Source organism: Hymenobacter coalescens (assembly GCF_054783195.1).
The window spans coordinates 1-24,313 of sequence record NZ_BAAGRA010000004.1; the positions used below are offsets into that span (position 1 = coordinate 1).

The window sequence follows — 24,313 nt, forward strand, 5'->3', positions numbered from 1 at the left end:
AGGCCGTCTTGCTGCTGCGCGCCAAGAAGAACGGCACCTTATCTATGCTGCTGTAGCAATGCCGTTTTTGACAAACTGCAACAAAGGGGCTGAACGCCCCCAAGAGGCTCCAAGACACTACCGCCGCCCGGATACTGGCTATCCGGGCGGCGGGGTTCAGGGTGATTGATTGGCTTCTGCGGCCTCCTATCTTTCCGCTCGTTATGCAGAAATTCCTCTACCGGCTACTCATCAACTTCCTGATCCTGTTTGACGGTCTGTGCCTGGCCCCCATCTGGCGCGAGTTTAGCGTAGCGTAACTCGTAACCAGCTATGCGGGGGAGGTTGTACCTCCCCTGCCGCGCCAGCGGCAAGCCGGAGCCGCGCCGTTCGGGCGTCGTCGGGCGGGCGGGCGAGTTGGAAACTCGCGTCATGTTCCGGCACGAGTTACGCTGCGCTAAACTCGCGCCAGTCAACGAAGAGCGTAGCCTGACTGCTTACCGCGTTGCGCCGCGTTACACGCACTCGGAGCCGCCCCGGAGCTTTCCTTCCATCGTAGGAATGCCCTGGGGAAGCCCCGGCGCATTCCTACGATTGTTTTCGGGCGCTGGGGAATTCCCGGGGCATTCCTACGAATGGTTTGGCCCCCGGGGAAGTCCCGGAGGGCGGCTACGATGCGCGGAAGCGGCGGGGGAATCCCCGGCGGGCGGCGACGAATGTTTTTTTGCGCCGGGGCGCAGCGCCGCGGCGGGTAACGGGCTATATTCCAGCAGTAGTACCATTCCCATTCTCTTATCCATGTCTACCTCACTTACTCCGGATTCGGGCGCTGCAGCCCCGGCTCCCGCCAAGGTGGTGCGCCGCGCCGCCCAGCTCCCCTCCAACACCGTCGCGCTGCTGGCCCTGGCCGACGCCGTGGCCCGGCAGTGGGCGGCCCACGCCCTGCCCGACCTGCTCTGGCTGACCAAGGCCGAGTTTGCCGCGCAGGTGGCGGCCCTGGCCGGGGGCCACGCCGCGGCCGATGCCGCCGGCGACGCCCGCGCCCCGCAGGTGCGCCGCCTGCAGGCCCTCGACAAGCTGCTCGACCAGGGCGTGGCTTACGTGAAGGGCTACCTGGCCGAAGAATATGACGCGCCGCGGGCCTACTACGGCGAGTTTGGCATCGAGCGCGTCAGCAAAACCTACCAGCTGCCCCGCGCCCGCCCCGAGCGCGTGCAGGCCGTGGGCAAGCTGCTGACCGCCCTGGCCGCGCACGGCTTCGGCCTGAAGAAATACGGCACGGCCTACTGGCAGCCCCTGCTGGAGGAGTACCAGTCGCTGGTGCAGGATGCGGTGCAGGTGAGCGGGGCGCGCAGCGGCAAGGTGAGCCAGAAGGACCAGAGCGAGGCGCAGGTGCGCAAGGCCCTGCGGGCCCTCATCCACCACGTCAAGGCCAACTACCCCGACACTTACGAGGCCGAGCTGCGCGGCTTCGGGTTTCAGAAGGAAACGTTTGGCGGGTAAGCGGCGCAGCCGTAAGCCAGGAAGTCCCGGCCCGGTTGCCCGTAGCGGCGGCCGGGCCGGTGTGGTTGCAGCCCTCCGGCCGGCCACTTGCAGCGCCGCCAGTAACTTTGCCCGCCCCCCGGTAGTAAGCACTGCCAAAGCCGCCGGGCCTCCTTTTCCTCCTTCTACTATGACCCCAGCCGAACTCGAAGCCACGCCGTGCAAATCGGTGCACGAACTCCTGGAGCGCTACTGCGCCATTGCCTACGACAAGCAAAACGACCTGTTCGAGGTCATCGGGGAACACGACTGGAGCTTCGACATGGCCGCGGGCACGATTTCGTTCGGGCCGGAGCGGGTGTTTCCGGTGCAGATTCTGGGCACGTTTTCGCACGCCTCGGAGAGCTGGCTGTGGGCCTGGGCCAATACCCAATCGGGCATTCCGGAGCGGCTGCTGACGCAGGCCCGGCAGCTCAAAGCCTACGGGGAGCAGCAGGAAATCGACCTGCTCAAGCACGACGCCGTGGACGCGGAGGAAGGTGACCTGCACCTGATCGGCTCCATTGCCTCGGGCATGTTCGACGCCAGCGGCTACTACCTGGCCGACTACGGGCAGGGCGTGATGCTCGTCACCGTGCAGAGCGAGCAGGTGGACCGGCTCCGCAAAAACGACGTGGCCCGCCTGCTGCACGCCTTTCCGCAGGCCATATCGTTTTTTGAGCTGCGCCACCGGCCCGCGTTTATCAGCTACGCCACGCTGAAAGGCTACACCGTGACGGAAAACGCGGACACGGTAACGGCCACCGCCGGCGCGGCGAGCCTCACCGCCACCTTCGACGACCTGGGCCGCCTGACCAACCTGACGGGCAGCAGCAGCAACTAGCCCGGCTGGCGCGGCACGGCTTCAGCAGCTAGCCAGGGGCGCCCCGGTAACTGTGCCGCGTCACCAGCCACAGCCGGCACCTTCTGCTTGCACCTTCCCCCAAACGGCCCGGCCGGCTTCTGCCCTGCGCAAAAGCCGGCCGGGCCGTTCTGAGCCTCACTGCTTAGTGGCGGCCGTGGCCCCGGCCGCGCCCGTGGTGCTTGCCGTGGGGCGCGTAGTACACGGGCTGGGCCGGCACCAGCAGCACGGGCCGCGCCTGGTAATGGTGGCGGTAGTAGTGCTTTTTCTTGTGCTTGTGCTTGGCCGGATGCGCCTCGCGCACCACGATTACCTGCGGCGGGGGCGCCGGCCGGCCGATGTTGATGGTTACCTGCGCACGGGCGGGGCTGGCGCCAAAGGCCAGCGCAGCCCCGAGCAGCAGGGCAGTCAGGAGAAAAGATGGACGCATACCGGTGGAGGTAAGAAGCAAACAAAAAACGGTGAGGCCAGCCCAGGACAAAGATTAAGCCAACGGCCGGAGCCGGCTGTGGCAGGGGCTTATATCCAGCCGGCGGGCAGGGCTGGCAGCGGCGCGAATTGCTTGGAAGGGCCGGGCAGGCGGCTAATTTTGCCGCTTTCATTCATCATGCCTTTCTATCCGATGCGGTTACTGCTTCTATTAACGGGTTTGTTGCTGGCGTTTTCGCTGGAAGCCCAAGCCCAGTACCTAAGCCTGGAATCCTTGATACACCTGCGCGGCCAGGATATCGAAACCGCGAACAGCACCCTTACAGCCAAGGGGTGGCGCTTCAACGACGCCGAGCCGGAAACCGAAGGTCATTACAGCACGGCTATTTGGAGCTACGGGCAAGGGGCGTACAGTGAGCGGGCCCGGGCGTTTTTTCGCCTGATGACCGCCGACGGCTATGCCAACAAAATAGCGTACCAGACCAGCAGCAAGGAGCACTACGCGCTGCTCAAAGCCCGCATCGTAGCCAACCAAATGGCCAAAGTGGCCTCGGAGGCGCACAGCGGCTACATCATCACCACGTACATGGGCACCCACTACTATGTGACCGTGAGCATCGGCACCGATGACCTGACGCACGCCCCGGTCTACACGTTCATGCTCGGCCGCAAAAGCAGCTATGTTCCCCCGTCGGCGGCCGGCGCGGCGGAGGAAAGCGACACCGCCGGGGATGACACGGCGACCGAGCCTGCGGAGGAAAACACGGCCCTGGGCGACGACGCGCCCACGTACACCGAGCAGGCTGTGGTGACGAACGCGCTGTTCAGTACTATGGCTGACAACGAGGAAAGCTACGCCCCACGTACGCAGGACGTGGTCTTGGAAGATCAGGTGGCGCAGCCGTGCGTGCTCTATGCCCGGCCTTGGAATTCCGCGCGTCACCTGCAGCAGGTGGCGGAAGGCGCACCGGTACAAGTCATCAGCAAGCTGCTGGACGAAGACCACTCTTACTACTTCGTCTACGTGGACGGCCGCTACGGGTACCTGAAGTTCAACCGGCTCCGCTCCAACCAAGGCCTGCCGTAAGCAGTTGCCCGCGCAACTCCCACGGGCAAGCGCTACGTAGGCGTGTCGTACGTGTGTGCCGCCGGCCAAGCCTACGCCGGCGGCACGCTTCTACTAGCCGCCCTATGCACCGTACCCTGGAAATCACCGTTCCGCCCGCTGTTACCGATGCCCTCCACACCGAGCTGACGGCCCTGGACGAAGTTATCGGCCTCACCCTGCAGCGCGGGGCCTCGCTCAAGCCCCGCGGCGACGTGCTCATCGTGCACGTGCTCAACCGCGGCGCCGACGAGGTGCTGCGCCGCGTGCGGGCCGCCGTGCCGGACCAGCAGGCGCTGAGCGTGGTGACCAGCGAAGCCACCAGCTTTATTTCGCCCGCGGACCACCACATCATCCGCGGCGACCGGGACGAGGCTATTTGGGAGGAAATGGAAAGCGGGCTGCGTCACCAGGGCCGCATCACCGTCAATTACCTGCTGCTGATGGCGCTGGGCGGCGTGATTGCCGCCGTGGGGCTGGTGTCGGAGCCGGTGCCGCAGGCGGTGGCCTTCGTCGCGTCGGCCATCATCGCGCCGGGCTTCGACCCCATGACCACCGTGGCGCTGGGCCTGGTGCTGCGCCGCTGGCCGCTGGTGGGCCGCGGCCTGAATTCCGCCCTGGCCGGTTACGCCGCCCTCGTCATCGCCGCGGCGGCCACGATGGGGGCCCTTGTCGCCGCCGGCGAGGCCGATGCCCTGCTGCTGGCCGGCAACAAGGAAGTGCAGCACCTGGCCCACCCCAAGCTGATGGAGCTGATCGTGGCGGCGGCCGGCGCGCTGGGCGGCGTGGTGATGCTGGCGGCCTTCCGGCGCAGCTTTCAGGCCGGCCCGCTTATCGCCATGGCGTTTATTCCGGCCGCGGCCCTTATCGGGGCGGGCCTGGTGGTCGGCCGTCCCGATCTGGCGCTGGAGGGCCTGCAGCGCTTCGGGGCCGACTGGGGCTTTATCTTGGCGCTCGGCGCGCCATTTTTGTGGCTGAAGCAGCGGTTTCTGCACCAGCGCAAGCCGCTGGTATAAGCGGCCGCGCGGCGGGCGGAGCCTGGGCGCGGCATATCATGGTCTCATGCGTGACTGGAACGACCTGAGCTACCTGCAAACCGGCACGATTCGGCAGCGCGAGGCCCATGCGGCCATCACGCGCCTGGGCATTCTGACGACGCTGCGCGCCTACGGGCCGGTGCTGGCGGGCACCATTCCGCTGGCCCTGGACCTGCCCGACAGCGACCTGGACCTGATCTGCGAAGTGCCGCAGACCGCATTGCCGGCCTTTGGGCAGCTGCTGCGCCGCCGGTATGGCCACTTTCCGGATTTTTCCCTCCGCGAAACCTGCTGGCAGAACCGGCCCACGGTAGTGAGCGGTTTTCGCGCCGAGGGCTTCGCGTGGGAAGTATTCGGCCAGCCTTGCCCGGCACAGGAGCAGCAGGCCGTGCGCCATTTGCGCATCGAGCACGCGGTGCTGCAGGCCGGGGGCGAGCGGTGGCACCGGGCGGTGCTGCGCCTGCGGCAGCAGGGCCTGAAGACCGAGCCAGCCTTCGCCCGGCTCCTGCGCCTGCCCGGCGACGACCCGTACGCGGCACTGCTCACCCTGGAAGGCCGCCCGCACACCGAGTTGCGCGCCTACCTGGCGGGCTTACCGCTGGCGGACGAATAGCCGCGCCGGGGCCGCGCGGGCGGAGCCGGCATGCCAACGTGGGCTTTGCTGGCCTGCCGCGACCCGTCGCGTTGGCCCTGAGCGGGTAGCCGCGTCGGCGGGGTACGCCCCGCTGAACCCTAAGCCACCGGACAGTGCTCCGGTTGGCGCACGTGGGGCGTTACTGGCTTTTTCCGCAGGCGGCCCACTGGGCTCCCACCCCGCACGCGGCGGCTGACGGGAGCGGTGCGGCAGCAATTTTTGCAGAACACCACCTTCTTCCAAAGATGCAACGTGCGGCAGGCAGCGCCGCCCTGAAAGTCACGCCTTTAGGGCAACAGCAAATGCTACCCGACTTCCGAAGGGCAGCTTTTTTCACCCTAACCCGCTTCTGCTTACCGCCATGAAAACACACCTGCTATCCACTGCCTCCCGCTCCCTACTGCTGGTCGCCTGCGTCGGCGCTGGCCTTGCCTCAACCGCGCAAGCGCAGTCGGCCCACAAGCCGCAACCCATTTGCATTGATCAGATGGACGACTTCGTGTATCTGATACGCGTGAGCAACCCCAAGCAGCTGCCCGGGCAGCTGCGCATAGTGCGCGCCAACGACGGGGCCATCATGTACTGGGGCTCCATTACCCGCAACGCGTCATTCGGGCAGAAATTCAACGTGGCCAACCTGCCCGACGGACAATACACCTTTGTGGTCAAGATCGGCAGCGACGTGCGGCGGTATGCCCTCGACCTGAACACGGTGATGAAGCGCTCCGCCCGGGTGGGCACCGTGGGGCTGACCGCCATGACCACGCCGTGACCCGGGCACCGGGCCGGCACCCGGGTGCCGGCCCGGCGGAAAACAAACAGCGCGTACATTCACCGCGCTGTTTGTTTTTCGTTGCGCTATGACTCGTTTGTTAATTTTCGGCCTGCTGTCCCTGGCAGGCCTGTGCGGCTGCTCCGCCACGCAGCCCGCTGCCAGTGCCCCGCCCGCCGCGTCGGCCCCGGCCTTGATCTGGGTGCTGGGCTGTGACCATTTCGCGCAGCTTTACCGGAAAGACAACCCGCTGACCGACGTCCTTACCCCCCGCCGACAAACCGAGCTGGCGGCTCTGCACGAGCAACTGCTGCGGTTTCGGCCCGATGCCATCATGGTAGAGGAGCTGCCCGACCAGCAAGGGCGCATCGACAGCCTCTACGCGCTTTACCGGCAAGACCGGCTCAGCCTGGCCAGCCTGCCCGACGGCCGCTCCGAAGTGTTCCAACTGGGGTTTGTGCTGGGCAAGCGGTTGGGGTTGAGTCGCATTTACTGCGTCAACGCGCCGGGCGGCACTTCGCAAAGCATTCTGCACGAGGGCAAGAATATTGAGCTTTACCAGCAGGCCACAGCCCGGCTGCGGGCGGCCAGCGCAGCCATTGGGGAGCAGTTCCGCAGTGGCGCCATGACGCTGGCCCAGTACGTGACGTTCCTCAACAGCCCTGCGCTGCAGCGCCAGCTGCATACGCTGGTGTATCGAACGCCAGCGCGCGTCACGCAGGGCACGCTTAAGCCCGACCCCATGGTAGACGCGGCCTTTGTCAGCCAGCAGCACGTCGGCGCGGAGTTTATCTCCGTCCTCTACAACCGCGACCTGAAGATCTACTCCAACGTCGTCACCACGCAGCTAGCCACCCGCAACACCCGCGTCCTCGCCATTTTTGGCGCCCGGCATACCACCTCTCTGCAGAGCATCTTCGCCACCGACCCCGAATTTCAGGTGGTGGCAGCTGCAACATATTTGCCGCTTGCCCCCGCGGCCGCTACCAGGCGAACCGTGCGAAGCCCGCAAGCCAACGCGGCGCCCCAGCCTCCGAGGCCCGCGAAATGACCACTTGATTTACTGACGCTTACCCCGTCCTTGGCCACTGCTCACATGATCATGTGAGCGGCGGCGATACAACCGCATGGTCACCAGCACGCCCCTAAGGACAAACAACTCCTTACTCATGCTTGACCGTATGCCACTTTCCCTGCGTACACGGCCCCTTTCCGCCGCCGTAGCCCTGCTCTTTAGCGCCTGTCAGCAAAACGACCCGGCCCCGACGCCCCGCTATGCCCACACGTACACCTTTGAGACGCTCCTGGGCGTGACGCCTGCCGAGCGGGTACGCCAGCAGCAGCCCGCCAGCCGGCTCAGCGGCGGCGCGCAGCTTTCAGCAGCGGCGCTGGAGCTGACGCTGAGCGCGTCGCAGGAGGAAAACATCCGGTTTAGCATCGCCCGGGAGCACCTGGCGGGCGACTTCGTCGGGCAGTACGCGTTGGCCGAGCCGCAGTTTGCGACGGCCGGCGCTGCCGCCACGTACACTTACCTGTTCAACACGGGCGCCTCCGTGGAGTCGCGGGTGTTTAGCAACCAGCCGGGCGCCGCCTTTCCCACGAGCGGCGCGGTGACTATAACCAAGTACGACGCCCGCAAGCGCCTGCTCAGCGGCAGCTACTACGTGTCGTACTCCTTCGTTCCGAACCCCAGAAGCGCCGCCTTTCCCGGCCCTGCCGACCGGCAAATTCGGCTGGAAGGCCAGTTCGAGCACATGCCTCTGCCCTAGGGGCCGCTCCCTGCAGTGCGGGCCGGCCGACGCCGGAATAGCAAAGCCCCGGCCGGCGCAACACGTGTTGCGCCGGCCGGGGCTTTGCCGTAGAGGCAGCAGCTACAGCGCCGCCGTGGCCGCCGTGGCTTTGGGCAGCCGCACTTTTATGCTGCGGATAGCCACGGCCGGGGTGCTGCCGCCGCTCTGCACTTCCATGGTGTAGCGGTACTGCTGCGGGCCCACCGTCATGAGCAGGGAGTAACGGCCCGCGGGCAGGTGGCGGAAGTTGAAGCGGTGGCCGTAGGCCACATCCGCGTGTGCTTCGTCGAACAGGACCTGCCCGCTGCTGAGCCGCACCACCTGTACCCGGCTGGTCTGTTGCGCCGGATTGGCGATGCGCACGCGCACGCTTTCGTGGTCAATGGCCTGCACCGACACGGGCGGCTGCGGTGCGGGTACTCCGGGTGCAGCCGAAGCAGCTGCGTGCACGCCCAAGGTCAGCAGGGCGACGCAGCTGACTTGCACCACCGAGCGGTATTGGTGGGCAGCCTGACGGAAGCGGAGGGACACAGAATGTTTCATAGCAGTAGGCAGAAAAGGGTTGGAAGAAAATCGGGTGAAGCAGCCCTAGCGCGGAGCAGTGTACGCTTCCGGGCAATTGCTAACTGGCTGCCCCACTATGTAGCCAAAGCCCATGCCATAAGCGCAAACAGTTGATTATCATATGTATACACTCAATCCCATTGGTATGTCCACGGCGCGAATGCGTCCGGAATTGGACGCCTTGTCCGCTACGGAACACTTGTCTGCTGACGGGCGGCCTTTGGCGCCGCCTTGCCCATGCCGGAGCGGTGGTCAAAATTCTTTGGTGCTTGTTATCAGCTGCTTCACACGATTATGTGAGAACACCAGGCAACGGTTCGGCCTAACTTTGCACCTACTGATCGAGCGGTTGATCAACCCAGCCGGCCAAGCCCGGCAACTGCCGCACCTGCCTTTCTCACCCTTCCCTACCCTACCTATGAAAACCTCCTTCATCCCCCGCCTCCTGCTGCTGGCCGCTTGCGCTGGTCTCGGCTTCAGCAACCCCGCCCATGCCGCTACCGGCGACGGTCAGCCCGTGTGCGTCGAGCAAGTCTCCGATTTCACGTATGTGGTGCGCGTGAGCAACCCCTCGCAAAAGCCCACCCAACTGCAGCTGCTGCGCCTAGACAACGGTGGGGTGCTCTACCAAGGCAACAGCTCGGCCGCTTCGTTTGGGCGCAAGTTCAACATCAAGAACCTGGAAGATGGTCAGTACGCCATCGTTGTGACGACCGGCAGCACCACGCACCGCTACACCCTGAACCTGCAAACGACGATGCAGCGCACCACCTCCCTGAACGAGGTTCCGCAACCCCAATAACCCCACGCGCAGAGCATGCGCCGCCGAGAGCGAACAGCCCCGGCCCGGCTGCCATCTGGCAGCCGGGCCGGGGCTGTTCGCTCTCGGCGGCATTTTTCCAAGCGTCAGATGAGCGTTCGGTAGCCTGAGCCCCCGGTTCCACCTCGCGAAGGCGGCACCCGGCCCTACCCAGCCCCGCCCACCGCGGCGCTGCTACGGCCGCCCCTCAGCAGCCACCGTCAAGCCGGGCCGCGAGCGGGCAGGCCCGTTGCGCCGCATGTCCGCGTGCGCCACCACGGCGGCGCACGCCGCAGCCCATGCCTAACGATGCCCGACGTGCGCTCATGAAAGCGCCGGGGCCAAGTCGCTACTGTTGTTACCAGAAGCCTGGTTTCTGCTCGGTGCGGGCTTTCGCTGGCGGGTTCATTCCTGAAGAGAAAAGACTATACCCAAAAGGCAACTCGCTGTATTTTGTCCAAATTCCTCTATATTGGCCCGACTTATTTTAACTCAATTGAAACCGCTCGGATTCTACGGCAAGGCCTTTAGCCACTCAACACCGCCAAAGAAACATACACCCCTAATAGTTGCGCCATTTATTTCAATTGAAGCTTTATCAATTTTCTTGTGCGGTTTATTGACTTATTGAAACCGACCGCACCTCAGCGAACTAATCTTATAAAATACCACTGCACCGTCATTCCACCCATCCTGCTAAATATGAAAAAAGTTCTACTCCTAACTTTCTTATTGTGCTTCGTGGCGGGCTTGCTGCAGGCACAGCAGTTGACCGTAGCCGCCGACGGCAGTGGCACCCACCTAACCGTGCAGTCTGCCCTCGATGCCGTACCCAAAGGCAATACGTCGCCCATCACCATCTTCATCAAAAAGGGCACCTACAAGGAGAAGCTTAACCTCGGCAAAAAGCAAAACTTTGTGAAGCTGGTGGGCGAGTCGCTGGAGGAAACCATCCTGCAGTACGACGACTACAACGGCCGGGTGGTAGAAGGCGCTACCGAACCGCTGGGCACCTCCGAGGCCTCCTCGTTCCGGGTGTTTGCCGACGATTTTTCGGCTGAGAACCTGACGTTTCAAAACACGGCCGGCCTGGCCGGGCAAGCCCCGGCCATGTGGGTCTACGGCGACAAGGCGCAGTTCCGCAACTGCCGCTTCCTGGGCTACCGCGACACGCTCTACGTATATGGCTACGGCAGCCGGCAGTACTACAAGAACTGCTACATCGAAGGCACGACCGACTACATCCTGGGGGCCGGCACGGCGTGGTTTGAGGACTGCACCCTGTTCTGCAAGCCCAAGGGCACCTGCATCATGGCCCCGTCCACGCCCGATACGGTCACGTTCGGCTACGTTTTTCAGCGCTGCAAAATCGTGGGCGACGCGCCAGAGGCTTCCTACTTTCTGGCCCGGCCCTGGAAGCCCTTTGGCAAGGCCGTGTTCCTGAACTGCGAGATGAGCGCCGTCATCAAGGCCAAAGGCTGGGACCATTGGGGCAAGGAAGAAAACAAGCAGGACGCGTTTTTCGCCGAGTTCAAATCCAAAGGCCCCGGGGCGGCCCCCAAGCAGCGCGCCCTCTGGTCGAAGCAGCTCAACCCGCAGCAGGCGGCCCTGTACACGCCGGCGGCGGCCATGCACGGCTGGGACCCCACGCTGGTGGAATAGCCCGGCCCGCCCACCACTTAACCAAAACGCCCCGCTGCGCCTGACTGGCGCGGCGGGGCGTTGGCATTTTCGGCCCGGGCTTTACTGAATGAAGTGCGGGCGGATCAGGTTTTCGAAGGTGAAGATTTCATCCCACTTAGCCTGGCTCAGCAGCTGCCGCTCCACCACGGAAATCTGGTACACCGACTTGCCGGTGCGCAGCGCTTCCTTCGCAATTTCGGCGGCGGTTTCGTAGCCCAGCACCGGGTTCAGCTGCGTGACGATGCCCACGCTGTTGCGCACCAGCTCCTCGGCGTGCTTGGCGTTGGCGGTGATGCCCACCACGCACTTTTCGCGCAGGGTGTGGCAGGCGTTGGTCATGTAGGAAATGGAGGTAAACAGGGCGAAGCTGATAACGGGCTCCATCACGTTGAGCTGCAGCTGTCCGGCCTCGGCGGCCATGGTCACGGTGAGGTCGGCGCCGATGACATAGAAGGCCGTCTGGTTGACCACTTCCGGCACCACGGGGTTCACCTTGCCGGGCATGATGCTGGAGCCCGGCTGCAGGGGCGGCAGGTTGATTTCATTCAGGCCGGCGCGCGGGCCCGAGGAGAGCAGGCGCAGGTCGTTGCAGATCTTGGAGAGCTTCACGGCCGTGCGCTTCAGCACGCCCGACAGCTGCACGTAGGCCCCGGTATCGTAGGTGGCCTCGATCAGGTCGCCGGCCAGCACCAGCTCCAGCCCGGTGATGGTGCGCAGGTGCTGGGTCACCAACTCGGCGTAGCCCTCCGGCGCATTCACCCGCGTGCCGATGGCGGTAGCGCCCATGTTGATTTCGCAGATGAGACGGCGCGAGTCCTCGATGCGCAGCAGCTCCTCGCGCAGGTTGGTGGCAAAGGCCTTGAACTCGTCGCCCATGCTCATGGGCACCGCGTCCTGCAGCTGGGTGCGGCCCATCTTGAGCACGTTGCGAAACTCTTCGCCCTTGGCGGCGAAGGCGTCGGCCAGCTGCGCCAGGGCGTCGCGGTAGCCCACCAGCTTGTTGTTCAGCGCGATGCGAAAAGCCGTGGGATAAGCGTCGTTGGTCGACTGCGAGCAGTTGACGTGGTTGTTGGGGTGGCAGAACTCGTACTCGCCCCGCTGCTTGCCCATCAGCTCCAGCGCCACGTTGGCAATGACCTCGTTGGCGTTCATGTTGACGGAAGTGCCGGCCCCACCCTGAATCATGTCGGTCAGAAACTGGTTGTCCAGCGCCCCGGTGGCCACCCGGTCGCAGGCCTGGGCGATGTAATCGGTCAGCTTGGCATCGAGCACGCCCAGGTCGCGGTTGGCCAGCGCGGCGCCTTTCTTCACGTAGGCCAAGGCCTGCACGAACAGCGGCTCGGCGCGCAGCGGAATGCCGGTGATGTGAAAATTTTCGAGAGCCCGCAGAGTCTGGATACCGTAGTAGGCGTCGGCCGGAATGGCTCGTTCGCCCAGGAAGTCGTGTTCAATCCGGGATGCGTTCATGGCAAGCGGTTGGGATGAGGGGAGAATACCAGGAATGGTGTACGGGAACGGTTGAGTAGTGGCCCGGCCCCAGGCGGCGGGGCCGTTGTAACGGGCCGAAAGCAACTGTCGCCGGGGTCTGGCAGCCGAGCGGCTCCAAACCCCGGCGACGGACCGGCAGCAGCCGAGGCTACTTGTTGTTGCGGATGGGCGGATCAACGGTGATGACGCCTTTGCGCACCGGCGCTTTGCCTCTCCGCTCCCGGCGGGCCTTGCGGCGCGCCTTGCGGTTGCGCCGGCGGCGGGCGTAGCGCTTGTAGCGCGGGCGGGGTACTTTTTGGCTGACCGTGGCAGCCTCGACGGGCGCAGCCGCGCCGGTTTCCAGCTCAGCCGGAACAGCATCTGCATCGAGCACTGACATGCAGATGCAGAGCAACAGGAGGAGAAGTTTGTACATAAAAAAGGTGAAAGCAAAACCACGTGAACACCACGTCACAGCAACCGTCAACTGGAATTATCCTATACCAACGGCTTTGCGGCAGCAAGTTACGCGTTCTGTTTGGCGAATCAGCACACTTGCGCTTCGGGCTCGGCCCGCAGCCGGGCGCCGTGCCCCAAACCGGCACCCGGCAGCCCGCTCCAGCCGCGGCGCGGCTTGTTTTTCACGCCCCGGTCGCGCCGGCCCAAGGCTACCCGGGCTGCTGCTCCAGCCAAGCCGCGGCCGCCGCGTCGGAGTCGAAGGAGCGGTAGGTCAGCGGCAGGCCCTGCACGTGCGTGGTGATGTAGGCGGTGGCTAGGCGCGTGAGCACCGACGAAGACACGACTACGGCCCCAAACCGGTAACCGGCCTCGCGTACGGTGTTCGGCAACCAGTGCTCCGTCACCCACTGCTGCTCCTCGCGGCTGAAGGGCTGCATCTGCCCTTGGTTGATCAGAATCCGGCTCCAGCCGTGCTGCCGCAGGGCCAGCCCCATCTGATCAAACAGCTCCCGGGCCGCACCCGGCGGCCGCGGTTCGCTGCGCCACTCCACGCGCAAGAACCCAGCAGGGTCCTCCAACAGGCGCCCGGCCATATTTTCGAAGTACACAATGGGAGCGGAATCGAGTGGCATCGGGTGCAAAGGTAAAGCGCAAACCGCCCGCTCCGCTTCCACGGAAGTGAACGGAGGACCGCCCCAACCGGCCTCGCCGGGCGGCAGCGAGCCAACAAGAAGGCGGCCGCTACTGCTGGCCGTGCAGGTTTTCGGGCGGAGTAGGCACTTCCACGTTCGGGGTCTGCGGGAAGGCCAGAAAGTGCGTGACGCGCGGCGGGGCGCTGCCGCGGTGAAACTGCCGCACCTGGGCTTCCACGGTCACGTCTTCGCGGGTGAAGCGGTGGTGCTGGCGCTGATGTTCGCCCCAGGTGGCCACGTAAAAAAACTCCGTGATGCACTCGGGCCGGGCCAGATCGGTGAATACGCCGGCCCGCAGGGCGCCGTCGCGCAGGCGCAGGCGGGTGAGCGGGGCCACCGCCTCGCGGAAAGCCGGCTGTTCGGCGGCCGGCACTTCGTACTCGATCATTACGACCACGGGGCCGTCGTCGGGGTCGACGGCGGCGTGCACCTCCGGCTCGGGCCAGTGCTCGGCCGGGGCCAGGTCCAGGTTGTCGGCCGGGCGCAGGGGAAAGGGCATGGCCAGCCCAACGCTCAGCAGCATCCAGCCGGCGGCCCCCAGCAGGGCCGGCACCAGCCCCACCCGGTCGGCCAGCCCGCCCCACGCGATGCTGCCCAGGGAGAGGCCGGCCTGGAACACGAGCATGTACATGCTTACCACCCGCGCCTGCACCCACTTGGGCACGTGCAGCTGCACGGTGGTGCTGAGGCTCGTCATGACCATCAGCCAGGCCACGCCGGAGAGGAACATCACCGGAAACAGCCCGTACTCGGTGGGCATCAGGGCCAGGCTCACGTTGGTACCCACGAAGGCCAGCGTGCCCAGCAGCACCCGCACATTGAACGACAGCCGGCCGCCGACGCGCCCCATCAGAAAGGCCCCGGTGATGGCGCCCGCCCCCAGCCAGGACAGCAGCACGCCGTAGGAGCCGGAGCTGAGCAGCAGCCGCCGCGCCGTGACCACCGACAGCAGCGCCCACATGGCGCTGGCCCCGAACGAGAAGGCAAAGGCCCGCACCAGCACGGCGTAGATGGCGGGGGAATACTGCACGTAGCGCAGGCCCGCGCGCAGGGCCCCGGTGAAATTTTCGGCCGGGCCGCTGCTGGCCGACGGGGTGCGCTGCCAGCGGTACACGACCAGCCAAGTGCCCACGAACGAGACGCCATTGAGCAGAAACACGTAGCCCGGCGAGTAGTACGCGATGATAACCCCGCCCAGCGCCGGCCCGATGGCCCGCGCGATGTTGTTGCTGACCCCGTTCAGCGTAATGGCGAAGGGCAGCACCGGCCGCGGCACCAGCTCGGCGGGCATGGTTTGCCACACGGGCGCGTTCAGGGCCGAGCCGATGCCCAACAGAAAGGTGAAGCCCAGCACGCTCAGGGCCGATACCTCGCCCAGCAGCGTGAGGCCGCCGAGCAAAAACGCCACCACGCCCATGAAGCTCTGGGTGACCAGCAGCATCTTACGCCGGTCCACCAGGTCGCCGAGGGCGCCGGCGGGCATGCTCAGCAGAAAGGCGGGCAGGCTGGTGGCGGCCTGCATCAGGGCCACCAGCAGGGCCGAAGTGGTGAGCGTGGTGACGAGCCACACCCCCGCCACGTTCTGCATCCACGTGCCCACGTTCGACACGACCGAGGCCAGCCAGATGGCGCGGAACATAGCATACGTCAGGGGCGTCCACAGCGTAGCGGGGGCGGACGGAGCGGACGCGGCAGGAGCAGAAATGGCCATAAAAAACAAACACGAAGCCCATGCCCGCAGCCAGCGGCGGCGCGGAGCCTGGGCTTCGTACGGGATTCAGCGGCTGCGGGGTCGGCGGCAGGCGTACCCATTGTCCCCAAAGCAGCCTGCCCGCCGGGACACGGCGGGCAGGCTGCTTGAATCAACTAAACTGCTGAAGGCTGGCCTCAGCCCTTGCGCGGCAGCTTGCGCACGAAGGCCGTGACGGCCTGCTGAAACTCAGCGGGGTTTTCCTGAAAGGGGTAATGCTTGCCGGGCAGCTGCACCACTTGTTGCTGAGGGAAGCGGAAGGACTTGTAGTGCTCCGGGCCGGTCACGTAGTCGTCCTTGCCGCTGAGCACGAGCACCGGCATGCGCAGCCCGGCCGAAGCAGGCGTAAAGTCCTGCAAATATTCGGGCAGCTGGTACACGGCGGCGGCGAAAGCGCGGTTCGGGGGTTGGCTGAATACCACCCGACGGGCCCGGACGGCGGCCGTATCGGTCACGTACATGAGCTGGCCCATGAGCTTCTGCTGGGTCAGCGTGCCCATCACCATGCCCCAGCGCTGGGGCAGCGGCGCGGTCGGATCGAGGGGCGGGCGGGCGGCTTCGGGCAACAGGTTGTACCCGTAGGCGGTGGTGGCCTCCATGGTGGCCGGCAGGTTCAGAATGCTGTTGACCAGAATCAGCGCCTGCACGCGCTCGGGGTGCTTGGCTGCGTATTGGGTGGCGATGGTGCCCCCGAAGGAATGCGCCATGACGACCCAGCGCTCCAGCCCGAGCTGCTGGCGCAGCTCTTCCAGGTCCTGCACGAGGCGCTCGAGCTTGTAGTTACCGTTCGGGTCGCTGGGCGAGCGGCCGCTGCCGCGCTGGTCCAGGTAAATCATCTGCAACTGGCTTTCCAATGCCCGGCCGCCCAGCGCCTCAAAGCTGTGGCTGCCGGCGCCGGGGCCGCCGTGCACAAACACGCAGGGCAGCCCCTGCCCGGCCAGCTTCACGTACAGCTTCACGCCGTCGGTGGTGGTGATGGTGGGCGTGCCGTTGGCGGGGGCGGCCGCGCGGCGCTGGGCCAGCAGCGGCCCCGTGCTCAGCAGGGCGAGTAGCAATACGAGCAGCCGAAAGCTGCGCGTGGCGCGAGGAAGTAAATCGGTCATCGTAAGATAAAGTAGGGTTGGGGAGGCCTGAATATAGATAGTTCAAGTGGGCTGCCCCGCACCACGCCCGCGCCGGATGCCGCCCGTGGGCTTACTCGATGATCAGCCCGTGCCGGCTCAGCAGCCCAGGCAAGCCGTCGAGCGCCACGCGGGCGCCTTTCAGCTGGTTCTGCTCCGGGTCGATGCTGAAGCCGGACGCGGTGGTCAGATCGGCACCAGTGAGCTGGGTTTGCTGGAAAATCGCGCGGGTGAGCACGCAGTCGGCAAACGCGGCTTCCGTGAGGTCGGCGCCGGTGAAGTCGGCCTCGTGCAGGGAGCAGTGCTCGAACCGGGTGCCGCGCAGCTTCTTACCCACGAAGGAGGCGTAGTGCAGGTGGCAGTGTTCGAAGCGTACCTCCAGCAGCAGGTCGCGGCAGGCGGTGAAGGGCACCCCGGCCAGCTTGCAGCTCACGAAGGTCACGTTTTGCAGGCCCGTCCCGCTCAGCGCCACCAGCGAGAGGTTGCAGCGCTCAAACCGGCAGTCGATGAAGCGCTTCCGGCTCAGGTCTGCCTCCGACCAGTCGCAATCCACGAAGTGGTACTGCTCAAATTCCAACTGCCCGGCCAGCCGGGCCGGATCCCACCGCTCGGCTACCTGCGCGGGGCTGAACGACTGGGGCTTGCGCGCAGCAGGTGCGACTGGACGGCGTGGTTTCATGGCGGGGGCGGGGCTGGTGGGGCACGCAAAGGTACCGCCGGCTCCGGTGGCGCACCAGGGGCGCCCGCGCCGCGCCAGCCAAGCATGTCAACCCGGCTGCCCGGCTCCAGTAGGCAGCTTGCTTCAGCGCTGGGCCACCAGCCAGCGCACGGCCTCGCCCTCGTCGGTAAACTGGTTGACGGAGCAGTTGTCGCCGTGGGTGTGGGGCAGCGGGGGCAGCGTTTCGTCCTGCACGTGGTCGATTTGGTGCGGCCCGATGAGGAACGCCAGGTACACGTGGCCGTGCAGGTGCTGGCGCAGCATGGGGTAGAATACCTCCGTGAGCCAGTGTACGTCGCGGGCATCGACCTCCACCCGGCGGCGGGCGTCGATCAGCCAGCGGCGGCACGTGTCGCAGGCGGTGGCATAGCGCAGCATCTCCTGGTAGCCGGCGCGCAGTTCGTTAGAGCCCACGGGCCGGCTCCACCGGGCTGTTACCAGTCCCAGGTCGGGTCGGTGTTGCAGAAGCAGGTAGTCAGTCACGGGTACGGGTAGCACCATACGCAAAGCAGCGGCTTGGTTGGGGAAGCACGGGAAGTGGTACGGATGCCGGCCCCGAAGTGTTTTTCCGGCGCAATACGGTTCTGCGGACTTGGGTGGCCGCGCGCACTTCGCGTACTTGGAGTGGCCTGCGCCACGTTACCCGTACCTATGCCACTACGACTATTCGCTTTCCTGCTCCTTACCGGTTGCAGCGGCCTGCTGGCCTGCACCCGCGACACCCGGCGTGCGGCGCGCCCGGAAGTGCCGGCTCCACGCACCGCCACCCTGCCCGCAGCCGCGCCCGATGCCCCGCCCCGCGCCCTGCAAGTCCGGCCGCGCCCCTTGCCCGCGGCCCCACTCCCCCGCCGGCGGCGCCCGGGCCGGCGCGCGGCCACCTCCTTCGTGGTCCGACAAGCTGCTATCCCGAGCCCGGCCACCTCACGCCCGCCGGCCCCGGAAGCGGACACGCCCACGCAGAGCTTCTGGGTGCGGCCCGACCGCGACACGGTGCTGTACGGCGCGCAGGGCACCATGCTGGCCGTACCGGCCTATGCCTTTCAGCTGGCCGGCTCGCCTGATACCACCCTCGCCGAGCCGGTGGAGCTGCGGGTACGGGAGTTTTACCAGCTGCCCGATATCCTGCTGCAGAACCTGACCACCACAGCCGACGGCGCCCTGCTCGAAACCGGCGGCATGCTGCACCTAGAGGCTCGCACCGCCGCCGGGCGGGCTTGCGCGCTGCGCCCCGAGGCCGAGCTGCTGGTGCAGATGCCCCCATCGGAGCGGCCGCCGCAGCCCGGCATGCAGCTGTACAGCGGCACCACGGCCGCGCCGCATCGCCGCCTTAACTGGCAGCGGCCCCGCCGGCCCCTGAGCCGCAACGAGTTCAACGGCCGCGGCGTGGTGTTTCCCGGCGGCGCGGGGGCGTTTCGGCAGCACCTGCGCCGCACCATTCCCTATTCCTGGGAGATGTACCAGCAGCTCAAACATGCTCCGCAGAGCGCCCGGCAGCGGCAGGACCTGCGCACCGTGGGCGGCGGCTGGCTACGGCCGCAGCTGCTGGCGTACGCCCTGGTGTTCATCGATTTTGATGTTACCGGCGCCACGCGCGCCGTACGCGTCAGCCTCACCGGCGACTCGGCCCAGGTGCTGGCGCCGGTCATCCAGCGGGCAGCCGAACAGCTGCCCCGGTTTCGGCCGGCTTACCTGCAGGGCCCCATTCGGCGGCGCCTCGTCGGGGCCAGTTCCTCGCGGGTGCTCAGCACCGTGCCGCGCAAGCAGCGCGGCCCGCGCCCGGCCATTCCCCGGTTTCCGGTAGTGGGCAGCACCGAAGCCCTGATCAGCGTCAGGCGCAACGGCCGCATAATCATCCAGTGCAGCAACCAGGGCTACGTGGGGAGCAGCAGCGGCAACGGCCTGCTGAACATTGGCACCAGCCGCCGCTGGCGGCAGCTGGCCGGCGTGCCGGACCGCTCCGTTTCCACCGATTCGCTCGACGGAACCCTGTTTGCTACCCCGAACCTGGGCTGGCTCAACTTCGACCGTCCGCTGCCCGCCGCCCAGCCCGCCGTGCTCTTCACCGCCTTGGCCGGCGACGCCGCCGTGCGGGCCTACGTGGTGCTGCGCAACACCCGCACCGTGCTCGGCAGCCTGCCCAGCACCGAGGGCCGCCACCTGTTTCCCGGCGTGCCTGACGCGCAGCCGGCTACTCTGGTAGCCATGAAGCGCGAAAACGGCCGGTATTACCTCGCCACGCAGCCCGTCACGCTCGGCGCCAAAACCGAGAGCAACCTGGTTTTCCGGCCCCTGCAATCGGCCACGGAGCTGCGCGCCGCCCTGGCCCAGCTGGAGTTCTAGCCGTACGGCCCGTGCAGGAGCCGACTTGCGCTTGGCTACCATAAAAAAACGACCTTCTGCACGGTGCAGAAGGTCGTTTTTGGTGTTGCGTCGTGGCCAGCCGGTTACCAAACTTTGGCGCGCTGCTGGTCGTTGCGCACCATCTTGTCGCCGGGCTTGCAGCCGAAGGCCTGGTAGAACTCCGGCATGTTCATCAAGGGGCCGTTCACGCGGAACTGGGCCGGGGAGTGCGGGTCCGTGAGCACCTGCTGGCGCAGGTACTCGGGGCGGGCGTTGGTGCGCCAGATCTGCGCCCAGGCCAGGAAGAAGCGCTGCTCGGGCGTGTAGCCGTCGTACTTGGGCCGCGGGGCCGCGCCGTACTGCTTCTGCAGCTGCTTTTGCAGGGCCGAGTAGGCCAGGGCCGTGCCGCCGAAGTCGGCCAGGTTTTCGCCCATGGTCAGCTTGCCGTTCACGAACACCGAATCCAGGGGCTGGAAGGCCGAGTACTGCGCACCCACCAGGTCGGCGCGTTTCTGAAATTCGGCTGCGTCCTCCTTGGTCCACCAGTCGCGCAGGTTGCCCTCAGCGTCCGACTGCCGGCCGCGGTCATCAAAGCCGTGGGTGATTTCGTGGCCGATGACGGCCCCCATGCCGCCGTAGTTGACCGCGTCATCGGCCTTGGGGTCGAAGAACGGGGGCTGCATGATGCCGGCCGGGAACACGATTTCGTTGAGCGAGGAGTTGTAGTAGGCATTCACCGTGGGCGGCGTCATGCCCCACACCGAGCGGTCAATCGGTTTGCCGTAGCGCTGCACGTTGTCCTTGTACTCCCACTGCCGGGCGTTGAGCAGGTTCTGCAAGTACGACTCGCGCGAGATGCTCAGCGCCGAGTAGTCCTTCCACTTATCCGGGTAGCCGATTTTCACCGTGAAGGCGTTCAGCTTCTTGAGCGCCTCCTGCTTGGTGCCCGCGCTCATCCAGTCCAGCTGCTGGATGTGCTCGGCCATGGCTTCCTTGATGTTGGTCACCATTTCCAGCGCCTTCTGCTTGGTGGCGGGCGTAAAGGCCTTATCCACGTACAGCTGGCCGAACGCCTCGCCCAGTGCTGCGTCGGTGGAGCGGAGCATGCGCTTCCAGCGGGGCTGCTGCTGCTTGGCGCCGCTCAGCACCTGGTTGAAGCGGAAGGCCTCGTCCACGTACGCCTTGGGCAGGGCCGCCGCGTACGACGACACCATGTGCCAGCGCAGGTAGGTTTTCCAGTCATTCAGCGGCTCGGCCTTCAGGGCGGCGCTGGCTTCCTTCAGGAAGTCGGGCTGGCCTACAATGACCTCCTTGGCGGCGCCCAGGCCCAGCTGCTGCAGCATGGTCGGCACGCCCAGGTTGGGAAACTGCTGGCCCGCTTCGGCCACCGTCATCTTGTTGTAGTTCGCGTACGGGTCGCGCAGGGCCACGCGGTCTTTGGCGGCCTTGGCAAAGCGCGTTTCGAGGCGCAGCACCGTTTCGGCGTTCTTCCGGGCTGCGGCTTCGCTGTCGCCGAGCATGCGGAAGGTGTTTACCAAGTAAGTGGTGTAGGCCGTGCGGATGGTTTTGGAGCGCGCGTCGTCCTTCAGGTAGTAGTCGCGGTCGGGCAGCGTCAGGCCGCCCTGCGAGAGGTACACGGCGTACTGCGTGCTGATTTTGCGGTCCTGGTTGACGCCCACGCCCAGCACCGAGCGGGTCTGCAGCATCTGCTGGCGGGCCAGCACCGTTTGCAGGCCCTTCAGGTCCTTGATGGCCGTGATGCGCGCCAGCTCGGGCTGCAGGTACTTCAGCCCGGCCTTTTCAATGGCCACGGTGTCCATGGCCGAGGCGTAGAAATCACCCACTTTCTGCGCATTCGATCCTTTAGCGGCCGTGGTGTTGGCGGCCGCTTCGGTCAGAATCTGGCGCAGCACGGCGTTGTTCTGGTCGATGAGCGTGTTCCAGGAGCCCCACGACGACTCCGTGGCGGGCACCGGGGTGTTCTTGAGCCAGGTGCCGGCGGCGTACTGGAAGAAGTTGTCGCAGGGCGCCACCGACTTATCGATGGTCGACACGTCGAGGCCCACGCCCGGCTGGCTGGGCTGCTCGGCCTGCGTATTGGTGGCCGTGGCGGCTGTGGGCGCGGTGGCGGCGGTGCCACTCGCGGGCGTGGAGCTGCTGGAGGCGCAGCTGCTCAGAAAGCCGGCCAGCGCGCCGGCAGCGAGCAGCAGGTACTTGTTGGGGTTCGTCATCGGAAACGGTAAACGAAACGGTGGGAAATAAGGAACGGTGCTCTGAAGTTAGCCAACTACGGCCGTAACGGCCAGCCCGGCCGGCGCACCCCGGCCTAAACAGCGCGTCCTGCCGAGCCGGGCTCAGCAGGACGCGCGTGAAAATCAGGCGACGGGGCGACTACCAGATTTTGGCCCGCTCGCCCTCGGCGCGCACCATTTTCTGGCCGGGCTGGCAACCGAAGGCCTGGTAAAACTCGGGCATGTTCATCAGCGGCCCGATGGTGCGGTACTGGTCGGGGGAGTGCGGATCCGTTTGGATCTGCTGGCGCAGGGCCTCGGGGCGAATGTTGGAGCGCCGCAGCTGGGCCCAGGAGAGGAAAAAGCGCTGCTCGGGCGTGAAACCGTCGATTTTGGGGCGCGGGCCGTTGCCGTACTGCTTCTGCAGCTGCTTTTGCAGGGCGCCGTACACGATGGTCAGCCCGGCGAAGTCGGCCAGGTTTTCGCCCATGGTCAGCTTGCCGTTCACGTACACCGAGTCCAGGGGCTGGAAGGCCGAGTACTGGGTGCCCACCACGGCGGCGCGGCGCATGAACTCCTCCCCGTCTTCCTTGGTCCACCAGTCGCGCAGGTTGCCCTCCGAGTCGTACTGGCGGCCCTGGTCGTCGAAGCCGTGGGTCATTTCGTGGCCAATCACCCCGCCGATGGCGCCGTAGTTGACCGCGTCATCGGCTTCGGGGTTGAAGAAGGGCGGCTGCAGGTACCCGGCCGGAAACACGATTTCGTTCATCGGCGGGTTGTAGTAGGCATTCACCGTGGGCGGCGTCATGCCCCACTCGTTGCGGTCGATGGGCTGCCCGAGCTTCTTCACGTTGTCCCGGTAGTCCCACTGCCGGGCGGCCAGCACGTTCTGCAGGTACGAGTCGCGCGAGATGCTCAGGCCCGAGTAGTCCTTCCACACGTCCGGGTAGCCGATTTTGACGCGCAGCGCGTTGAGCTTTTTCAGGGCTTCCTGCTTGGTGGCCGGGCTCATCCAGGTGTTGGTCTGGATATGCTCAGCCATCGATTCCTTCACGTTGGCCACCATTTCCAGAGCTTTGGCCTTGGCCCGGGGCGAGAAGGCTTTATCGACGTACAGTTGGCCGAAGGCTTCGCCCAGGGTAGCATCGGTAGCGGCCAGCATGCGCTTCCAGCGCACGGTCTGCTGCTTGGTGCCGGCCAGCACCTGCTGGAAGCGGAACGCCTCATCCACGTACGCGGCGGGCAGCGCGCCCGACACGGAGCGCACCAGGTGCCAGCGCAGGTAGGTTTTCTGGTCGGCCACCGGCTCGGCCTGCATCACCTTGTTCAGCTCGTCGAAGAACGCCGGCTGGCCCACAATCAGCTCCTGGGCCGCGCCCAACTGCAGTTCGCCGAGCAGGCGCGGCAGCTCCAGATTAGGGTAGCGCTTGGCGGCCGCGGCCACCGTCATCTTGTTGTAGTTGGCCTGCGGGTCGCGCAGCTCCACGCGGCTGCGCGAGGCTTTGGCCAGGCGCGTTTCCAGGCGCTCCACGGCGGCAGCGTTTTTGGCTGCGGTAGTCTCGTTGTCGCCGAGCAGCTTAAAGGTGTTGCGCAGGTAAGTGCGGTACGCCTCGCGGATGTTCTTGGAGCGCGCGTCGTCTTTCAGGTAGTAGTCGCGGTCGGGCAGCGTCAGGCCGCCCTGGTAGAGGCTCACGATGTACTGCGTGCTCTGCTTGTCGTCGATGTCGACGCCGCCGCGGAAGTAGGCGCCGGTCTGCAGCGCCTTCTGCCGGGCCAGGGCGCTGAGCAGCCCGCGTCGGTCCTTCACGGCGGCAATTCGGTCAAGCTCGGGCTTCAGCGGGGCCAGCCCGGCCTTTTCGATGGCCACTGTGTCCATGGCGGAGGCATAGAAGTCGCCCACTTTCTGGGTGTTCGAGCCCTTGGCGGCCGTGGTGTTGGCGGCCGCTTCCTCCAGAATGCGGCGCATCAGCGCCTGGTTACGGTCCTGCAGCAGGTTGCGCGGGCCCCAGCGCGAGGCGTACCCCGGAATGGGGTTCGCCTTCAGCCAGTTGCCGCCCGAAAAGCGGTAGAAGTCTTCGCAGGGCTCCACGGCGCGGTCGATGTCGGCCACGTCGATGCTGAGGCCGCGCACCACCGGCTCGGCGGCGGGCTGGGCGTTGGGGGCGGCGGCACTGGCCGGGGCGGTAGTGGGCGCGGTGGATGCGCAGCCCGCCAGGGCCAGCAGGCCGGCCGCGGCGGCCAGCCGGGGCAGAACGGCGTTGTGTTTCATACGGTGGGACAAGCTTGGTTAAGGGGCAGCTTAGGTGAGGAGGCAAAAGACCGCGCCGCGCTGCCGGGGCTGCATTGGCGGCCGCGGCCCA

General features: G+C 66.0%; 22 protein-coding genes. 11 read left to right on the forward strand and 11 right to left on the reverse strand.

All coding sequences use genetic code 11. The features are described from left to right. Positions 1–777 precede the first annotated feature (777 nt). Entirely contained in the window at positions 778–1,482 is a 705-nt protein-coding gene (locus ACYVKQ_RS03115) for a hypothetical protein (RefSeq protein ID WP_460575517.1), read from the forward strand. Positions 1,483–1,651: 169 nt separating this feature from the next. Then, positions 1,652–2,344, forward strand: a complete 693-nt coding sequence (locus tag ACYVKQ_RS03120; protein ID WP_460575518.1) for a DUF6882 domain-containing protein — start codon at positions 1,652–1,654, stop codon at positions 2,342–2,344. Between the two features lie 163 nt (positions 2,345–2,507). Here the strand turns inward: ACYVKQ_RS03120 and ACYVKQ_RS03125 are convergent, their stop codons facing one another. Continuing rightward, complete coding sequence (locus ACYVKQ_RS03125; RefSeq protein WP_460575519.1) at positions 2,508–2,792, reverse strand: hypothetical protein; 285 nt, start codon at positions 2,790–2,792, stop codon at positions 2,508–2,510. A gap of 192 nt (positions 2,793–2,984) precedes the next feature. On the opposite strand from ACYVKQ_RS03125, the gene ACYVKQ_RS03130 reads away from it, so the two are divergent. From ACYVKQ_RS03130 to ACYVKQ_RS03155, 6 genes are all read left to right on the forward strand, one after another. Beyond that, positions 2,985–3,878, forward strand: a complete 894-nt coding sequence (locus ACYVKQ_RS03130) for a hypothetical protein (protein WP_460575521.1) — start codon at positions 2,985–2,987, stop codon at positions 3,876–3,878. A gap of 104 nt (positions 3,879–3,982) precedes the next feature. Beyond that, on the forward strand, positions 3,983–4,912 hold the full coding sequence (locus ACYVKQ_RS03135) for a DUF389 domain-containing protein (protein ID WP_460575523.1): 930 nt from the start codon (positions 3,983–3,985) through the stop codon (positions 4,910–4,912). 46 nt (positions 4,913–4,958) lie between these two features. Beyond that, positions 4,959–5,546: a DUF4269 domain-containing protein gene (locus ACYVKQ_RS03140; protein WP_460575524.1), complete on the forward strand. Its 588-nt coding sequence runs from the start codon at positions 4,959–4,961 to the stop codon at positions 5,544–5,546. Between the two features lie 382 nt (positions 5,547–5,928). Further along, the gene (locus tag ACYVKQ_RS03145; RefSeq protein WP_460575526.1) at positions 5,929–6,339 is read left to right on the forward strand and encodes a hypothetical protein; all 411 of its coding nucleotides are present in this window, start codon (positions 5,929–5,931) and stop codon (positions 6,337–6,339) included. Between the two features lie 88 nt (positions 6,340–6,427). After that, positions 6,428–7,390 carry a DUF5694 domain-containing protein gene (locus tag ACYVKQ_RS03150; RefSeq protein WP_460575528.1) on the forward strand — a complete coding sequence of 321 codons (963 nt, stop codon included), beginning with the start codon at positions 6,428–6,430 and terminating at the stop codon, positions 7,388–7,390. Between the two features lie 130 nt (positions 7,391–7,520). Further along, positions 7,521–8,108, forward strand: a complete 588-nt coding sequence (locus tag ACYVKQ_RS03155; protein WP_460575530.1) for a hypothetical protein — start codon at positions 7,521–7,523, stop codon at positions 8,106–8,108. Between the two features lie 102 nt (positions 8,109–8,210). Here the strand turns inward: ACYVKQ_RS03155 and ACYVKQ_RS03160 are convergent, their stop codons facing one another. Further along, complete coding sequence (locus tag ACYVKQ_RS03160; RefSeq protein WP_460575532.1) at positions 8,211–8,672, reverse strand: hypothetical protein; 462 nt, start codon at positions 8,670–8,672, stop codon at positions 8,211–8,213. Between the two features lie 439 nt (positions 8,673–9,111). On the opposite strand from ACYVKQ_RS03160, the gene ACYVKQ_RS03165 reads away from it, so the two are divergent. Continuing rightward, the gene (locus ACYVKQ_RS03165) at positions 9,112–9,495 is read left to right on the forward strand and encodes a hypothetical protein (protein WP_460575534.1); all 384 of its coding nucleotides are present in this window, start codon (positions 9,112–9,114) and stop codon (positions 9,493–9,495) included. Positions 9,496–10,194: 699 nt separating this feature from the next. Beyond that, positions 10,195–11,154, forward strand: coding sequence for a pectinesterase family protein (locus tag ACYVKQ_RS03170; protein ID WP_460575536.1), 960 nt, complete (start codon positions 10,195–10,197; stop codon positions 11,152–11,154). 81 nt (positions 11,155–11,235) lie between these two features. Here ACYVKQ_RS03170 and aspA read toward each other — a convergent pair whose 3' ends face one another. The 7 genes from aspA to ACYVKQ_RS03205 form a co-directional block, all read right to left on the reverse strand. After that, the gene (aspA, locus tag ACYVKQ_RS03175; RefSeq protein ID WP_460575538.1) at positions 11,236–12,642 is read right to left on the reverse strand and encodes an aspartate ammonia-lyase; all 1,407 of its coding nucleotides are present in this window, start codon (positions 12,640–12,642) and stop codon (positions 11,236–11,238) included. Positions 12,643–12,811: 169 nt separating this feature from the next. Beyond that, positions 12,812–13,078, reverse strand: coding sequence for a hypothetical protein (locus ACYVKQ_RS03180; protein WP_460575540.1), 267 nt, complete (start codon positions 13,076–13,078; stop codon positions 12,812–12,814). A gap of 232 nt (positions 13,079–13,310) precedes the next feature. Continuing rightward, complete coding sequence (locus ACYVKQ_RS03185) at positions 13,311–13,733, reverse strand: hypothetical protein (RefSeq protein WP_460575542.1); 423 nt, start codon at positions 13,731–13,733, stop codon at positions 13,311–13,313. A gap of 109 nt (positions 13,734–13,842) precedes the next feature. Further along, positions 13,843–15,504 carry an MFS transporter gene (locus tag ACYVKQ_RS03190; RefSeq protein ID WP_460575544.1) on the reverse strand — a complete coding sequence of 554 codons (1,662 nt, stop codon included), beginning with the start codon at positions 15,502–15,504 and terminating at the stop codon, positions 13,843–13,845. Between the two features lie 176 nt (positions 15,505–15,680). Continuing rightward, the gene (locus ACYVKQ_RS03195) at positions 15,681–16,646 is read right to left on the reverse strand and encodes an alpha/beta fold hydrolase (RefSeq protein WP_460575546.1); all 966 of its coding nucleotides are present in this window, start codon (positions 16,644–16,646) and stop codon (positions 15,681–15,683) included. A gap of 91 nt (positions 16,647–16,737) precedes the next feature. Next, positions 16,738–17,343 carry a pentapeptide repeat-containing protein gene (locus ACYVKQ_RS03200; RefSeq protein ID WP_460575548.1) on the reverse strand — a complete coding sequence of 202 codons (606 nt, stop codon included), beginning with the start codon at positions 17,341–17,343 and terminating at the stop codon, positions 16,738–16,740. A 123-nt stretch (positions 17,344–17,466) separates the two neighbouring features. Further along, positions 17,467–17,883, reverse strand: a complete 417-nt coding sequence (locus tag ACYVKQ_RS03205) for a hypothetical protein (protein ID WP_460575550.1) — start codon at positions 17,881–17,883, stop codon at positions 17,467–17,469. A 150-nt stretch (positions 17,884–18,033) separates the two neighbouring features. On the opposite strand from ACYVKQ_RS03205, the gene ACYVKQ_RS03210 reads away from it, so the two are divergent. After that, positions 18,034–19,722, forward strand: a complete 1,689-nt coding sequence (locus tag ACYVKQ_RS03210; protein WP_460575552.1) for a hypothetical protein — start codon at positions 18,034–18,036, stop codon at positions 19,720–19,722. 104 nt (positions 19,723–19,826) lie between these two features. Here ACYVKQ_RS03210 and ACYVKQ_RS03215 read toward each other — a convergent pair whose 3' ends face one another. Together ACYVKQ_RS03215 and ACYVKQ_RS03220 are read right to left on the reverse strand one after the other, a co-directional pair. Then, positions 19,827–21,953, reverse strand: coding sequence for a M13 family metallopeptidase (locus tag ACYVKQ_RS03215; RefSeq protein ID WP_460575554.1), 2,127 nt, complete (start codon positions 21,951–21,953; stop codon positions 19,827–19,829). A gap of 160 nt (positions 21,954–22,113) precedes the next feature. Beyond that, complete coding sequence (locus ACYVKQ_RS03220; RefSeq protein ID WP_460575556.1) at positions 22,114–24,222, reverse strand: M13 family metallopeptidase; 2,109 nt, start codon at positions 24,220–24,222, stop codon at positions 22,114–22,116. Positions 24,223–24,313: the final 91 nt, after the last annotated feature.

Excerpts from the sequence above, each read along its gene's own strand:
- ACYVKQ_RS03200 (WP_460575548.1), bottom strand. The coding sequence starts at position 17,343 with ATGAAACCACGCCGTCCAGTCGCACCTGCTGCGCGCAAGCCCCAGTCG.
- ACYVKQ_RS03160 (WP_460575532.1), bottom strand. The coding sequence starts at position 8,672 with ATGAAACATTCTGTGTCCCTCCGCTTCCGTCAGGCTGCCCACCAATAC.
- ACYVKQ_RS03170 (WP_460575536.1), top strand. The coding sequence starts at position 10,195 with ATGAAAAAAGTTCTACTCCTAACTTTCTTATTGTGCTTCGTGGCGGGC.
- ACYVKQ_RS03190 (WP_460575544.1), bottom strand. The coding sequence starts at position 15,504 with ATGGCCATTTCTGCTCCTGCCGCGTCCGCTCCGTCCGCCCCCGCTACG.
- ACYVKQ_RS03150 (WP_460575528.1), top strand. The coding sequence starts at position 6,428 with ATGACTCGTTTGTTAATTTTCGGCCTGCTGTCCCTGGCAGGCCTGTGC.
- ACYVKQ_RS03180 (WP_460575540.1), bottom strand. The coding sequence starts at position 13,078 with ATGTACAAACTTCTCCTCCTGTTGCTCTGCATCTGCATGTCAGTGCTC.
- ACYVKQ_RS03220 (WP_460575556.1), bottom strand. The coding sequence starts at position 24,222 with ATGAAACACAACGCCGTTCTGCCCCGGCTGGCCGCCGCGGCCGGCCTG.
- ACYVKQ_RS03185 (WP_460575542.1), bottom strand. The coding sequence starts at position 13,733 with ATGCCACTCGATTCCGCTCCCATTGTGTACTTCGAAAATATGGCCGGG.
- ACYVKQ_RS03195 (WP_460575546.1), bottom strand. The coding sequence starts at position 16,646 with ATGACCGATTTACTTCCTCGCGCCACGCGCAGCTTTCGGCTGCTCGTA.
- ACYVKQ_RS03145 (WP_460575526.1), top strand. The coding sequence starts at position 5,929 with ATGAAAACACACCTGCTATCCACTGCCTCCCGCTCCCTACTGCTGGTC.
- ACYVKQ_RS03125 (WP_460575519.1), bottom strand. The coding sequence starts at position 2,792 with ATGCGTCCATCTTTTCTCCTGACTGCCCTGCTGCTCGGGGCTGCGCTG.
- ACYVKQ_RS03130 (WP_460575521.1), top strand. The coding sequence starts at position 2,985 with ATGCGGTTACTGCTTCTATTAACGGGTTTGTTGCTGGCGTTTTCGCTG.
- ACYVKQ_RS03165 (WP_460575534.1), top strand. The coding sequence starts at position 9,112 with ATGAAAACCTCCTTCATCCCCCGCCTCCTGCTGCTGGCCGCTTGCGCT.
- ACYVKQ_RS03215 (WP_460575554.1), bottom strand. The coding sequence starts at position 21,953 with ATGACGAACCCCAACAAGTACCTGCTGCTCGCTGCCGGCGCGCTGGCC.
- ACYVKQ_RS03205 (WP_460575550.1), bottom strand. The coding sequence starts at position 17,883 with ATGGTGCTACCCGTACCCGTGACTGACTACCTGCTTCTGCAACACCGA.
- ACYVKQ_RS03120 (WP_460575518.1), top strand. The coding sequence starts at position 1,652 with ATGACCCCAGCCGAACTCGAAGCCACGCCGTGCAAATCGGTGCACGAA.
- aspA (WP_460575538.1), bottom strand. The coding sequence starts at position 12,642 with ATGAACGCATCCCGGATTGAACACGACTTCCTGGGCGAACGAGCCATT.
- ACYVKQ_RS03135 (WP_460575523.1), top strand. The coding sequence starts at position 3,983 with ATGCACCGTACCCTGGAAATCACCGTTCCGCCCGCTGTTACCGATGCC.
- ACYVKQ_RS03210 (WP_460575552.1), top strand. The coding sequence starts at position 18,034 with ATGCCACTACGACTATTCGCTTTCCTGCTCCTTACCGGTTGCAGCGGC.
- ACYVKQ_RS03155 (WP_460575530.1), top strand. The coding sequence starts at position 7,521 with ATGCCACTTTCCCTGCGTACACGGCCCCTTTCCGCCGCCGTAGCCCTG.
- ACYVKQ_RS03140 (WP_460575524.1), top strand. The coding sequence starts at position 4,959 with ATGCGTGACTGGAACGACCTGAGCTACCTGCAAACCGGCACGATTCGG.
- ACYVKQ_RS03115 (WP_460575517.1), top strand. The coding sequence starts at position 778 with ATGTCTACCTCACTTACTCCGGATTCGGGCGCTGCAGCCCCGGCTCCC.